Below are 14,017 nucleotides of genomic sequence, written 5' to 3'. Positions count from 1 at the left end.
TTAAATTGTTCGAATATTTCATCGAAAGTAAGTCAAAAGACCTATAAACGTCTATTTTTCATAATTAGTATGTCCTACCGATGACAAAAACCGTTCTTTTGCAATCTTCTTGTCATACAAGCTCAGTTTGTAACTCGAATGACATTGACCTGTAAACGCACAAGTCAGATTTGCCGTGTAAAGTAGGAACAGTAAACACAGCATATGTCAGGAGGACATCAATAATGAAAAAAGCAGTTTTCGCTGCCGGTCTTGCAGCAACAGCTCTATCAGTAGGATTTGCCCAAGAGACAGAGGCTGCCTCAGAAACGGTAACAGTAAATACACCAGTACTCAACGTACGCACAGCACCTACAACTGCATCAGCAGACGTAGGCAATGTATATAAAGGTCAAACATTAAATGTCGAAGGACGTTCTGGCGCATGGATCCAAACACACATTAACGGTCAAAAACGTTATGTCCATGGCGCGTATACGTCTGCAGCAGGCTCATTCGACTTTAAAAAAGCTACAGTTACTACGGCAGTATTAAATGTCCGCACACAACCAACGACAAGCTCGAAAGATGTCGGTAACCTCTACAAAGGTGAAAAAGTCAACGTAGAAGGTAAAGTCGGTGCATGGATCAAAACAACAATCGACGGTAAAACACGCTATGTACACAGTGCATATACAACACTCGGTAGTGTAGCGAAAGCACCAGCTGCGAAGCCAGCGGCTCAACCGGCTGCGAAGCCAGCACCAAAAGCAGCAGCTCAACCAGCAACTGCAACAAAACAATCAACACCTGCAAAATCAGGTACAAAAGTGACGATGAACGTCAGTGCTTACACGAACGACCCATCTAACAATGGTAGCCAACTCTACAATGGTCGTGCGTTGACAGCAAGCGGTTATGACGTTACAAATACGATCACGTACAATGGTATGCGTATCGTAGCAGCTTCTTCGCAATATCCAATCGGTACACGTATGCACATCGAAGGCATTGGTGAAGCAATCGTACTCGACCGTGGTGGCGCAATCCAAGGTAACCGTCTTGATCTTCTCGTCGGTTCACAACAAGAAGCACTCAACTGGGGTCGCCAAAACGTCACAGTTACAGTCTACTAATCAAAATAAACAACCTGCCGGGCGAGATCGCCTGGCAGGCTTTTTTTATAGCTATTTTTTTAAGAGACCGTGACATGACCAGATTGCAGTTGATACATCTTCTTATACAGTCCATCTTGCGCGATCAATTCTTGATGGTTACCTTGCTCGATCACTTCCCCTTGATGCAATACAAGAATCAAATCAGCATCTTGAATCGTTGATAATCGGTGGGCAATGGCAATCGTCGTCCGACCCTCGCGCATCCGTTCGAGCGCCACTTGGACTTTTTCTTCCGTTTCCGTATCAATCGAACTTGTCGCTTCATCGAGAATCAGGATTTTCGGATCCCGTGCCATTGTGCGTGCGAAGGAAATCAACTGACGTTCTCCAGCGGAGAATGTCGCACCCCGCTCGGCGACGGGACTGTCATATTGCTGATCGAGTTGATTGATGAATCCGTCGGCTTGAACGAACTGCGCGGCCGCTTCAACACGATCAAAGGAAATCGAACTGTCGAACAATCGAATGTTATCCGCGACCGTACCCGTAAACAAAAATGAATCCTGCAGGACGAGTCCGACATGCTTCCGAAGTTCTTCCTCCGATAACTGCTCGAGCGGTTGACCATCGATCAAAATCCGACCCGATTGGTAAGCGTAAAATCGCATCAGGATGTTGATGATCGAACTTTTTCCGCTTCCCGTATGACCAACGAGGGCAATCGTCTGTCCTTTTTTCGCCTCGAATGAAATTCCTTTCAAAACATCTTTCTCTCCATCATAACTAAAGCGAACATCTTCAAAGACGATATGTCCTTCCGACACACGTGCATCCCCTTCGAGCTGTTTCGTTGGTTCCGGTTCATCCGTATCGAGCACCTTGAATACACGGTCTGCCGAGACGACAGCTTGTTGGAACTCAGACAATTGTTGCATGATTTGCTGAACCGGTTGGAAAATTCGCTCCATGTAACTGATGAAAGCGTAAACGACACCGACTTGGACTGTTTGCGAGAATGATAAGACACCAAAGTACGTCACAAGTGTCGCAATCGAAATCGCCAGTAACAATTCGATGATGGGTCGTAGTAACCAGCTATCAAGCTTTAAGTTCTTGTAACGACCGTTTTGATGAGCGACGTTCGTCTCTTCGAATTCTGCCATTAGACGCTTTTCTTGGCGGAACTGCTGGATGATCGCCATCCCGTTGATCGATTCATTCAGTTGGGCATTGATTTTCGACAGTAAATCGCGGACTTCCGCGTAATACTTCGTCGAATACTTCCGGTAAATCCAAATGATGAAATAAAACAGTGGTAACAACAATAACGCAATCGTCGCGAGTCGCGGTTCTAACAGATAGAGGAAGATATATGTCCCAATCAACTGGACACCGCTTTGCACGAATGTCGATAAGACACCGATGTAAAGTTCTTTAATCGCTTCCGTATCGTTCGTGATCCGGGAGACGAGTACCCCAGCAGGCGTTCGATCAAAATAAGCGAGTCGTAAGTGCATGACGTGTCGGAAGACATCGATACGCAAGCGTTGAATGACTTGTAAGGCAATCTTTTGGAACTCAAATGCTTGCAAGTAATCGACGATGATCCCTGTTGTATGCAATAACAAGTACGCCGTAAACAAAAGTGCAACTTCCTTTACCGGATACGTACCCGGTGCGACATATTCATCGATAAAAATCTTGACGAGATACGGTCCCCCGAGTTTTGCCGCTGTCGTAATGAACAGCAGGATGAAAGCGATGCTGACTTGCTTTTTGAACGGTTTGACGAAATCAAGCAATCGTTTCAGGACGGCTTTTTCATTGATATCATGATTCATTCAGAACGCCCTCCTTGTTCAACAAGTGATTCTAGTTGCTGGCGATCGTACGTCTCTTTATACCAACCGTCATGAGCGAGTAATTGCTCATGTGTTCCTCGCTCGATGATCCGACCGTCTTCAAGGACGATGATCTCATCGGTATGCGACACAGCCGATAATCGGTGGGCAACGATGATTTGCGCTTGATCGTGATCCGCTGTACGGAAGTGGTGGATGATCGCTTCTTCGGTTTTCGCATCGACCGCAGACAAGGCATCATCGAGTACTAAAATCGGACAGTCTGCTAGTAACGCCCGGGCAATCGAGATCCGTTGTTTTTGACCACCAGATAACGTGACACCTCGTTCCCCAACCATCGTCGCGTATCCCTCCTTAAAGCCGAGAATGTCCTCATGGACTGCTGCAATACGTGCCGCTTCCATGATGTCTTCCATTGATGCATCCGGTTTTGCAAAGGCGATATTATCAGCAATCGACGCCGAGAACAGGAAATGATCCTGCGGAACGATCGCTACTTGACGACGGACGGTGTCACGCGTCAATTGTTTGATGTCTCGTCCACCAATCGTGATGGCGCCTTGTTTGACGTCGTATTCGCGAGACAATAAGCGAACGAACGTCGATTTCCCGGCACCCGTCTTTCCGACGATTCCGAGCGATTTACCGGGCTTCAATGTCACATCGATGTCTTGTAAGACCGGTTGCATGTCATAGATGAATCGTTTAATCCCGACATGAAGTTCTGGTGACGAGACACTCGTTGCTGCTTCCTTCGCATCTTTAATTTCTGGTTCGATCGCAAGCATCCGTTCGATCCGGTCATAGGAAGCACGACCCCGTTCAACGATGTTGAACAACCAACCGAAGGCGAGCATTGGCCACGTCAATAAACCAAGATATGTAGTGAAGGAAACGATATCACCAATCCGGATTTCGCCTTGTCGTAACAAGTAGGCGCCATAGCCGACCGCGATGATATACGATAGACCGACTAATCCAAAAATCGTCGGATCAAACAGTGCATCAATTTTCGCCACACGACGATTCTTTTGAACAACGTCATCAGACAGATCGGTAAACGTCTGCACGTCGGATTCGACTTCCCCTGTTGCTTTTAAGACACGGACACCACTGATGCTCTCCGCGACCTTATCGTTCAAATCAGAGAACGCTTCTTGCGCGTCATGAAAACGGGAATGTAACATCTTACCGTAGCGTGACGTCAAATAAACCATCAGTGGCATTGGCAAAAGTGACACGAGCGTTAATTTCCAGCTGATCGTCGTGACCATTGTGATGATGACAAAGCTCCCCATTGTCACCGAGTCGACGAGCGTTAGAATGCCGGCTCCCGCTGTCATCGAAACAGCTTGTACGTCGTTTGTCGCATGTGCCATCAAATCTCCGCTGCGATATTTCTTATAGAACGATTGATCCAAATCTGAAAAATGACCATACAGTTGACTGCGTAACAATCGCCCGAGGCGAATCGATGCACCGAAAATGTGAAAACGCCAAAAATAACGAATGAAATACGTCGCGACCCCGATGAGTAACAATGTACCAGCTAGACGAATCAAATCATTCTTCGTCAAGCTTCCTTCACTCAGACCATTGACTGTCGTCCCGATGACCTTCGGTGGAATAAGTTCTAACCCTGCCACAAAAATCAAACAGATGACCCCAAGACTATACGCTTTCCATTCCCGTCGGAAAAACCAACCGAGTTTCCTGAAGACTCCCATTCAAGTCTCCCTCCCTTTTTTAAATCCTATGATTATTTGAAATAGTCTCACATTTTAGATTAGTTCTCTTTCTAAAAAATAGCAAATAAAAAGGAGACCATTTGGTCCCCTTTCGTACAGCTTATTTTTTAGGTGATTTCATTGAACCACTCATTGAACGCATCACTTGGTTGACTTTCTTTTGTGATGGCTTTTGACCCATTTGCATCATCAATGTCTTAATCATATCTTCGTTGATTGGTGGGTTTTGCTCCAAGTAGTTCATCATGTATCGACGAGCGATATAGAAACCAAGGGCGACACCTGCTACCAAGCAAAGAAGGGCAATTAAAATCCAAATCCATGTAGCCAAGTTGCTTCCTCCTCTAACTTAAAACGTCGCTTTTTACTATACTATAATTCCAATTGTTTGCATAGATGATAATAGATGAAAAACGAGTCCGACGTAAGATCGGACCCGTTTTTCCGGAAATGATTATCCGAGTTGCTTGACAGTCGCTAAAACGTTCTCAACAGACATGCCGTATTCTTTCAAGAGGAAGTCTCCAGGAGCAGATGCGCCGAAACGATCGATTCCGATGACTTGTCCTTCTGTTCCTACATATTTGTACCAACCGAGTGAAGCCCCTGCTTCGATTGCTACACGTTTCGTGATGTGTTTTGGAAGAACCAATTCTTTATACTCTGCTGATTGTGCTTCGAATACTTCCCATGATGGAAGTGAAACGACAGCTGCTGATTCACCAAGTTCTTTTTGTGCTTCGACAAGAAGGTGAACTTCTGAACCAGTACCGAGCAAGAGTGTATCAGCTTTCGTAACGTCACCAGCGATGACATAACCACCTTTTTCAGCACCCTCTGTCGTCGTACCTTCAAGTTCAGGAAGACCTTGACGTGTCAAGACGAGGAGTGTCGGTTTATCTTTTGCTTGAACTGCTGTTTTCCATGCTGCGATCGTCTCTTTTCCGTCTGCTGGACGGTAGATCGTGACGTTCGGCATTGCACGGAAGCTCATCAAGTGTTCGACTGGCTCGTGTGTTGGACCATCTTCACCGACAGCGATCGAGTCGTGCGTCAAGACGAAGATTGATGGAAGTCCCATTAATGCAGCAAGACGAACTGCCGGACGGAGGTAATCCGAGAAGACAAAGAATGTCGCGCCGTAAGGAATGACGCCGCCGTGAAGTGCCATACCGTTGACAGCTGCTGCCATTGCGAATTCACGTACCCCGAACCAGATGTTGCGACCGCTTGGATCGATATCGAAGTCTGCTTCGCCTTTAAGCATCGTGTTGTTTGATCCTGCAAGGTCAGCTGAACCACCGAACAATGTCGGAACGTTCTTCGCGAGACCATTCAAGACTTCACCGCTTGTTTGACGCGTTGCTTTTTTCGACGACAAGTCGTATGTCGGAAGGTCTGCTTCCCAGTTGCTTGGCAATTCGTTTGCGATTGCGCGAACGAGTTCAGCATGCAATTCTGGGTGCGCTGCTTCGTATTGTTTCATTGTCTCGTTCCATGCGTCTTCTGCAGAAGCACCACGTTGGACGACCCGCTCGTCAAACAATGATTTGACTTCTTCAGGAACGTAGAACTCTTCGTGATCCCAAATGTAGCTTGCTTTCGTCAATTTGATTTCTGCTTCACCAAGTGGTGCACCGTGAGAAGCCGACTTCCCTGATTTGTTCGGTGAACCGAAACCGATGACTGTTTTGACTTCAATCAATGTCGGTTTTGTCGTCTCTGCTTGTGCCGCCGCGATTGCTTTCGAAATCGAATCGATATCCGTTCCGTCTTCTACGCGAATGACTTGCCAGTTGTACGCTTCGAAGCGTTTCTGGACGTTTTCAGAGAATGATTTATCGAGATCGCCATCAAGTGAAATATCGTTTGAATCGTACAATACGACCAATTTACCAAGACCAAGGTGACCTGCGAGTGAAGCCGCTTCAGCTGAGACACCTTCCATCAAGTCTCCATCTCCACAAATTCCGTATGTGAAGTGATCGACGACGTTGAGATCGTCACGGTTGTATTTTGCTTCAAGATGACGTTCTGCCATCGCCATACCAACTGCCATCGCGATCCCTTGACCAAGTGGACCCGTTGTTGCATCTACACCAGCCGTGTGACGGTATTCCGGATGACCCGGTGTTTTTGATCCCCATTGACGGAATGATTTAAGATCATCCATCGATAGATCGTATCCCGATAGGTGGAGGAGTGAGTAGAGAAGCATCGAACCGTGTCCGGCTGAAAGTACAAAACGGTCGCGGTTGAACCATTCTGGATTTTTAGGGTTGTGGTTCATATGATCCGCCCAAAGCGAGAATGCCATTGGCGCTGCTCCCATTGGCATACCTGGGTGACCTGAGTTCGCCTTTTGTACGGCATCAATCGATAAGGTACGAATCGTATTAATTGCTAATTGTTCTACTGTCGTCATGTTCGTCAAAACAATCATCCTCTCTCTTTTTCACAAATTCCTACTCATTTTAGCACACTCTTAAATGTGATACAACTTTTCTAAATAGTATGTCACATTAAAATGAATGCGCTATCTATAGCCGTTCTGTCGACTCATACAGGATGCATGAATCCATGAAAGATCGCTATTAAGATGTATTGCTATCGTACAATGTTTCCTCATCTACTCACTTTAAACAAAAAAGATACTCGCTCTAAACAAAAAAGATACTCGCTCTAAACAAAAAAGAGGTCCGCTTGACGCGAGACCTCTTTCTTCTATAAAAGAAACGAACGATTATTGTTTATTCCGTTCTTCTTCTTGTGCTTGTTTCAATTTCTCAGGTGTTACGTCCGTTCCCTCTTCATCGACGATTTTCATACCCATGAGTTGGTTTTTGAATGATCCACGGAATGCTGCGAGATACGCTGCACGTAATTCTTTTTGCTCTGCCGTTTCCGCTTCCGATAACGGCTCAACTTTTGATTTATTCGCTAATGCATTAATTCGATCTAATTGTTCTTGTGATAACATGGAATCCCTCTTTCTTTATGACTCAAACTTGAGTAGTTCAATTGTATTCTTACTGTAAAAGAGCTTATAAAAAAAAGCAAGTTAACCGCGTCAGTCGACGGGTTACTTGCTTCTCATTCCGGGCTAGGTGTCAGTTCGCGGTATTCAAGATATCGACGATTGACCGTTGCTTTTGAAATATCATGCCCCATCCCCCGCAAGGTGATGGCGATATCAGAAAACGTCAATCCGAGTTCTCGAAGACGTACAATTTCTTCGATCGGTACGTCTTTTCGACTACGTCCTGCGTTCTCTCCTTGGCGATTGAGATTTCGTTCCGGGCGAAAACCTTGTTCGACTGCTCGCCGCATGCCACGGGCGATTTTTGCATTATGCAGTTTCCGTTGGTATTCTTCCACGAGTGAGACGATCTCAAGGACCATCGCTTCTGCATCCGCAAGTTGATATTCTCCATCTGAATCAAGCGTCATCAAGCGGACCCCATGTTTTTTGAATGTATGCAAAATAGCGATTTTTGCATTCCCTCGACCAATCCGTGTATCATCCGTCACGAGGACCGCATCTACCGTATCGCGTGTCACATAATCAAGAACTGTTAGCATCCCTTCCCGATCAACATCATATCCACTCTCTTTTTCAGAGACGATATCTACGACATCAAACCCCTTTTGAGACGCAACCTTCGAAAGCTCCATCCGTTGGCGTTCAATCGAACTATCTTGTGCTTCTTTTTCGGTCGATACTCGACAATAAATCACGACCTTCATCGTACCTCACATCCCTGTTCGTTCTTTCACAACTTTTCCATTTTGTCATTGTTGTGCGATTGGTACAACGATTTTGCTTTTTGAGATGACATGTTTTGTCTCAACATCATTATTTTTGATCAACCAGTTGACGTATTCCTCATCTGACATCGAACCGTCATTGTAGACTTCAGCAATTTGTTCGACTGTAGCGTTCTCATCGACCGTAACGGAAGCCGTCATCAATTGTGCTACCTTTTCATCTGGGCGTGGTGTGAGTAAAAAGATCACGAAGGCAATACTTAATGCATAGAAGAGAATAGAAAAAGCATGAGTACGAATCGTATGAATCATCATGAATCCCTCCAAATATGAAATGAATGAGTTAGAATAAACGTTCGCGGAACAATTGTTCGCATAATTCATAATAAACACAGAACCCGTGTTCGGTCAACACAAAATGTCGAACAATTGTTTGTACGCTCATTTGTTCTATGTTATAGTGAATTTAGAAACATATATTCTTACATTTCAAACTTCAATCCAGAAAGAGGTGGCAATTCGTATGCGGAAAATGTCTAAGCGCCAACAAGAGATTCTCGACTACATCGTCTCTGAAGTGAAACTGAAGGGGTATCCACCATCAGTTCGTGAAATCGGAGAAGCAGTCGGACTCGCGTCTAGCTCGACGGTACACGGTCATTTGGATCGACTCGAGAAACGGGGAATGATTCGCCGTGACCCGACGAAACCACGTGCGATTGAGATATTGCTTGATAAGCCTGAAGAAATCACGGAAGCTATCGTTCATGTTCCCGTCATCGGGAAAGTCACAGCTGGTCTTCCGATTACAGCGATTGAAAACATCGAAGAACAGTTCCCGCTCCCTGCACATTATGTAGGAAACGAAACGGTCTTCATGTTGACGATCGATGGTGAATCAATGATTAACGCAGGTATTCTTGACGGCGATCGCGTCATCGTACGCCAACAAAACACAGCAGAAAACGGAGAAATCGTCGTAGCTATGACCGAAGATAGCGAAGCGACGGTGAAACGGTTCTTCTTAGAAGATCAACAGGTACGTCTACAACCAGAAAATGACTCGATGGATCCGATGTATTTCGATAATGTCTCCATTCTTGGTAAGGTAATCGGCGTGTATCGGACGATTCATTGACGGAGGGACCAGTTACGGCTGGTCTTTTTTCATGCCTTCAGGAAATGTACATGATACCGTCAATACCGTCGCACTGACGGGTTACGTTGCGTATTCGGTCGCAACGCAACAAACGGATTGGTTACCAACTGCCATCGGTATCGCTGTCGGTACGCTTTGGTTGTCACCTGACCTCGATTTAAAGTCAGAACCGTATTATCGCTTTGGACCATTTCGAGTCCTGTGGATGCCTTATGTGAAGATCATGCCCCACCGCTCGATCTGGTCACACGGATTGATCATTGGGGATGTCATCCGACTCCTTTATAGTGCTGCACTTGTGATTCCCTTATTATTTCTCAGCTTGTATTTTCAAGTCATCGCGTCAGAGACCATTGATTCCTGGTTCGCTTCCCTACCCGCTTTTGTCATTGGTATCATGGTGGCGAGTACAATTCATATCCTACTAGATTATTCCAGTAGTTGGTTTCGACCTAAAAAAAGAAAAAAGCGTCGTCGTTAACATCTCTTTTGCTTGCTTGCAGGCAAGACGAGGTGTTTTCTTATCCAATTTTTCGTATCTTTAAACATTAAAATAAAAAATTTCCATTCCTATATTTCAATTATATGTATTGAAAACGTTATCAAATCGGAGTAATTTAAAGTAGAAAGACCATTATTTGCTTTAATCCAAAGGGAGGGTTTTTGCATGAATAACTTTGTATTGGAAATGATCGGTACGATGATCCTCATTCTGCTCGGGGATGGTGTCGTCGCCGGTGTCGTCTTGAGAAAGACGAAGTCCGAAAACAGCGGATGGATTGTCATCACGTTCGCTTGGGGTCTTGCCGTCATGACAGGAGCATTCGTCGCTGCTGAGAGTGGAGCGCACTTGAACCCTGCTTTAACAATTGCACTTGCTTTAAACTCTGATTTACCGTGGGCAGACGTTCCTGTCTATATTGCCGGACAACTTGTCGGAGCTTTCATCGGCGCCATTCTCGTTTGGCTTCATTACATGAAACATTTTGAAGCGACTGATGATCAAGCTGCAAAACTCGGTGTATTCGCAACAGGTCCAGCGATTCGCCATACGCCGTCGAACTTGATTTCTGAAATCATCGGGACATTCGTTCTCGTCTTCGGTATCTTGGCGCTCGGTTTAACGACATTCGGTGACGGCTTAAAACCACTTATCGTCGGTTTACTCGTCGTCGTCATCGGTCTATCACTTGGTGGTACAACAGGATATGCCATCAACCCGGCCCGTGACCTTGGACCGCGTATCGCACATGCTATCTTACCGATTCCGAATAAAGGGTCATCTGACTGGGGCTACTCATGGATTCCAGTTGTTGGTCCAATCATCGGCGGAGCGCTTGCCGTGTTCATCTATCAATTGATCTACTAAGATCACGTTTCACAAACACATACCGCTCAAGGGGGATTTCGAAATGGAAAACAAGTATATCCTAGCACTCGACCAAGGTACGACAAGCTCACGTGCGATCATCTTCGATCACGACGGGAAAATAGTCAACTCGGCACAACGGGAATTCAAGCAATACTTCCCGCAACCAGGCTGGGTCGAGCACGATGCAAACGAAATCTGGGGTTCGATTCTTGCTGTTATGGCTGAAGCACTCGGAACAGCAGATATCAAACCTGAGCAAATCGCCGGAATCGGAATCACGAACCAACGTGAAACGACAGTCGTCTGGAATAAAGAAACAGGTAAACCGGTTTATCACGCGCTCGTTTGGCAATCACGTCAAACGTCTGGTATCTGTGACGATTTAAAAGAACAGGGCTTGAATCAGAAGTTCCGTGATAAAACAGGACTTTTGATTGATGCCTACTTCTCTGGTACGAAAGTCAAATGGATTCTCGACAATGTCGAAGGCGCACGTGAGCAAGCAGAGAACGGTGAATTACTCTTCGGTACGATTGATACGTGGCTCGTTTGGAAATTGTCTGGTGGAAAAACGCATATCACGGATTACACGAACGCTTCACGGACATTGATGTACAACATCTATGAGCAAAAATGGGATGAAGAGTTGCTCGATATCCTCGGTGTTCCTGCATCAATGTTACCAGAAGTTCGTCAATCGAGTGAAGTCTACGACAAAACAGTACCATATCACTTCTTCGGTTACGAAGTGCCAATCGCTGGGATCGCTGGTGACCAACAAGCTGCACTCTTTGGTCAAACGTGTTTTGAAGAAGGTGAAGGAAAGAACACATACGGAACAGGTTGTTTCATGCTCATGAACACAGGTGAGAAAGCCGTTTCTTCTGACCACGGACTCTTGACGACAATTGCTTGGGGCGTTGATGGAAAAGTCGAATATGCGCTCGAAGGCTCTATCTTCGTCGCCGGTTCTGCAATCCAGTGGCTCCGCGATGGACTCCGTATGTTGAAACACGCGAAAGATTCAGAAGGCTATGCAACGAAAGTCGATTCAACAGACGGTGTTTACGTCGTTCCTGCTTTTGTCGGTCTTGGTGCACCGTATTGGGATTCAGATGTTCGTGGGGCGATCTTCGGATTAACACGCGGAACAGATAAAGAGCACTTCGTTCGGGCAACGCTTGAATCACTCGCTTATCAAACACGCGACGTGTTGACAGCGATGGAACAAGATTCTGGAATCGAACTGAAAACACTTCGTGTCGACGGTGGTGCTGTAGCCAATAACTTCTTGATGCAGTTCCAATCGGATATCCTCGGCGTTCCTGTCGATCGTCCAGAAATCAACGAAACGACAGCACTCGGTGCAGCATATCTTGCTGGATTAGCCGTCGGTTACTGGAAAGATAAAGCGGAAATCAAACAACAATGGAAGCTCGATCATCAGTTTAAACCAGAGATGAAAGAAGACGATCGTGAACAACGCTATGCTGGATGGCAAAAAGCAGTGGAAGCGACAATGGTCTTTAAACCATCGAAATAAGTTAATTAATAACCCGATCCCTTTTACAGAGGGACCGGGTTTTTGATATCTTATAGAAAATATAGCGTGAGGTGCCTCATGAATACCATTTATTCTGATCAACAGCTAAAAGAATACATTCAGTTCGCGCTTGATGGCAACATCACGCATGAAGAACTGGCAGATTGGTGTTACCGGTATATGATCAATGTCTACCATAATGATTACTATCATTTTGCAACTGACGGACGTGGAACTTATCCATTAAGTGAACAAGCGACTGAAGTAGCAAACGATATCGATGCACAATGGGATCTCTCTCTTTATAACACGTATTCTTTGGATGCATTACAAACACTTGATTTAGCTACAGTTTGCTTACCTAGAGAGTGGTTAGAAGAGTGGCTCCGGTCGTTTTGATTCATGAGAGTCTCTACTAAGTTTTAATATGAATAGAAGTAATTGAAATAAATCCCCCTCGCCTATTCGCAATGGGGGATTTATTACTTATTTGCCAAACTCATTTTTTAATCCGTCTTCAATCTCATCGACGGATTTCGACTGTCCACTTAAAACAGCTGCTAGAAAAGCACCTTCGACGAGTGGTGCGTCGATAAAACGTACCGTCCGTTCGCCACTGTATAATTCAAGTGCTAGTTCCGTGTTCATCGTCGCAGAACCAATATCCGTTAAGACGACTCCATCGTCGTCTAGTGTATTCAGTGTTTCTTCGATTCGTGTTGCGTCCGTTCCAATGCTACCATCTTCAAGACCGGCTGCTACTAAGACTGGCGTATCCGGTGCCATCTCTGCCAACAGTTCTTTCAGCCCAGCCGCGAGTTTTTCACTATGAGAAACAAGTACAAGATTAACCATGAAGCACCTCCGCAATTTCGCTGAGTAGCAAAGCACTCGATAAACTACCTGGGTCCTGGACGCCTTCCGTCGCTTCACCGAAGTAGGACGCGCGCCCTTTCGTTGCGATACGCGCTTTTGTATCAGCAAGTGCTTGATCGATTGCCGCTTTCAAGTCCCCTTCTTGCGAGAGCGCTTCTTGGAACGGTGTCCAGATATCGACCATCGTCTTTTGACCGAATTCCGATTTCCCACGCGATTTGATCCCTTCCGTCGCTTCGCGGAAAGCGTCTGCAAGATCCGCACCTTCGACTTCTGTTTTCCCTTTGAATGCACCGGCGAACTTAACGAATGCTGTCCCGTATAAAGGACCGGATGCACCACCAATCGTTTTGATCAGCGTCATCCCGACTTCTTTGGATAAAGCTCCTAAATCCTCATATTCGCCGTGTTCTTCTAGCGTCTTCTGGACTGCTTGGAAGCCACGCGACATGTTAATTCCATGATCTCCATCACCAATTTCCCGGTCAAGGTCCGTCAATTCATCCTTATGCTGTTCGATCTGTTCCGCTGCTTTGAGGAGCGCGCTTTGCAACTGTTCCGTCGTCAACTTCATGTTTTTACACCCCGTTTA

At 45.7% G+C, this 14,017-nt stretch carries 15 protein-coding genes; 6 read left to right on the top strand and 9 right to left on the bottom strand.

Going from position 1 to position 14,017, the window contains the following annotated elements; genetic code table 11:
* Nucleotides 1-224: 224 nt before the first annotated feature.
* The gene (locus Q7C19_RS02255; RefSeq protein WP_368915257.1) at nt 225-1,115 is read left to right on the top strand and encodes an SH3 domain-containing protein; all 891 of its coding nucleotides are present in this window, start codon (nt 225-227) and stop codon (nt 1,113-1,115) included.
* 59 nt (nt 1,116-1,174) lie between these two features.
* Here Q7C19_RS02255 and Q7C19_RS02250 read toward each other — a convergent pair whose 3' ends face one another.
* The 7 genes from Q7C19_RS02250 to yneA all read right to left on the bottom strand — a co-directional run bounded on the left by Q7C19_RS02250 (nt 1,175) and on the right by yneA (nt 8,787).
* Entirely contained in the window at nt 1,175-2,938 is a 1,764-nt protein-coding gene (locus Q7C19_RS02250) for an ABC transporter ATP-binding protein (protein WP_035408695.1), read from the bottom strand.
* The gene (locus Q7C19_RS02245) at nt 2,935-4,686 is read right to left on the bottom strand and encodes an ABC transporter transmembrane domain-containing protein (protein WP_375091495.1); all 1,752 of its coding nucleotides are present in this window, start codon (nt 4,684-4,686) and stop codon (nt 2,935-2,937) included. Before Q7C19_RS02245 ends, Q7C19_RS02250 begins: the two co-directional genes overlap by 4 nt.
* Before the next feature lie 121 nt (nt 4,687-4,807).
* The gene (locus tag Q7C19_RS02240) at nt 4,808-5,038 is read right to left on the bottom strand and encodes a YneF family protein (RefSeq protein WP_012370001.1); all 231 of its coding nucleotides are present in this window, start codon (nt 5,036-5,038) and stop codon (nt 4,808-4,810) included.
* Between the two features lie 123 nt (nt 5,039-5,161).
* Complete coding sequence (tkt, locus tag Q7C19_RS02235) at nt 5,162-7,132, bottom strand: transketolase (protein ID WP_375091494.1); 1,971 nt, start codon at nt 7,130-7,132, stop codon at nt 5,162-5,164.
* A 318-nt stretch (nt 7,133-7,450) separates the two neighbouring features.
* The gene (locus Q7C19_RS02230; RefSeq protein WP_035398122.1) at nt 7,451-7,687 is read right to left on the bottom strand and encodes a DUF896 domain-containing protein; all 237 of its coding nucleotides are present in this window, start codon (nt 7,685-7,687) and stop codon (nt 7,451-7,453) included.
* 113 nt (nt 7,688-7,800) lie between these two features.
* On the bottom strand, nt 7,801-8,454 hold the full coding sequence (locus Q7C19_RS02225) for a YneB family resolvase-like protein (RefSeq protein WP_035408704.1): 654 nt from the start codon (nt 8,452-8,454) through the stop codon (nt 7,801-7,803).
* 45 nt (nt 8,455-8,499) lie between these two features.
* Nucleotides 8,500-8,787, bottom strand: a complete 288-nt coding sequence (gene yneA, locus Q7C19_RS02220) for a cell division suppressor protein YneA (protein WP_023467771.1) — start codon at nt 8,785-8,787, stop codon at nt 8,500-8,502.
* 211 nt (nt 8,788-8,998) lie between these two features.
* On the opposite strand from yneA, the gene lexA reads away from it, so the two are divergent.
* From lexA to Q7C19_RS02195, 5 genes are all read left to right on the top strand, one after another.
* A complete protein-coding gene (gene lexA / locus Q7C19_RS02215; RefSeq protein ID WP_023467770.1) occupies nt 8,999-9,613 on the top strand; it encodes a transcriptional repressor LexA in 615 nt (204 codons plus the stop codon).
* A gap of 31 nt (nt 9,614-9,644) precedes the next feature.
* Complete coding sequence (locus Q7C19_RS02210; protein ID WP_035408706.1) at nt 9,645-10,115, top strand: metal-binding protein; 471 nt, start codon at nt 9,645-9,647, stop codon at nt 10,113-10,115.
* 186 nt (nt 10,116-10,301) lie between these two features.
* Nucleotides 10,302-11,003 (top strand): MIP/aquaporin family protein, encoded by a 702-nt coding sequence (locus Q7C19_RS02205; RefSeq protein WP_035408708.1) that lies wholly within the window; start codon nt 10,302-10,304, stop codon nt 11,001-11,003.
* Between the two features lie 43 nt (nt 11,004-11,046).
* Entirely contained in the window at nt 11,047-12,549 is a 1,503-nt protein-coding gene (gene glpK, locus Q7C19_RS02200; RefSeq protein ID WP_035408709.1) for a glycerol kinase GlpK, read from the top strand.
* A gap of 78 nt (nt 12,550-12,627) precedes the next feature.
* Nucleotides 12,628-12,948 carry a hypothetical protein gene (locus Q7C19_RS02195; protein WP_375091493.1) on the top strand — a complete coding sequence of 107 codons (321 nt, stop codon included), beginning with the start codon at nt 12,628-12,630 and terminating at the stop codon, nt 12,946-12,948.
* Between the two features lie 87 nt (nt 12,949-13,035).
* Here the strand turns inward: Q7C19_RS02195 and dhaM are convergent, their stop codons facing one another.
* Both dhaM and dhaL read right to left on the bottom strand, forming a co-directional pair.
* Nucleotides 13,036-13,404 (bottom strand): dihydroxyacetone kinase phosphoryl donor subunit DhaM, encoded by a 369-nt coding sequence (gene dhaM, locus Q7C19_RS02190; protein WP_035408716.1) that lies wholly within the window; start codon nt 13,402-13,404, stop codon nt 13,036-13,038.
* The gene (gene dhaL, locus Q7C19_RS02185) at nt 13,397-13,999 is read right to left on the bottom strand and encodes a dihydroxyacetone kinase subunit DhaL (protein ID WP_290749278.1); all 603 of its coding nucleotides are present in this window, start codon (nt 13,997-13,999) and stop codon (nt 13,397-13,399) included. The genes dhaM and dhaL overlap by 8 nt, the downstream gene beginning before the upstream one ends.
* Nucleotides 14,000-14,017 lie beyond the last annotated feature (18 nt).

It is taken from the genome of Exiguobacterium sp. PHA03, from assembly GCF_041945985.1.
In the GTDB taxonomy this organism is placed as follows: Bacteria; Bacillota; Bacilli; order Exiguobacteriales; family Exiguobacteriaceae; genus Exiguobacterium_A.
This window is presented reverse-complemented; position numbering and strand designations above follow the sequence as displayed.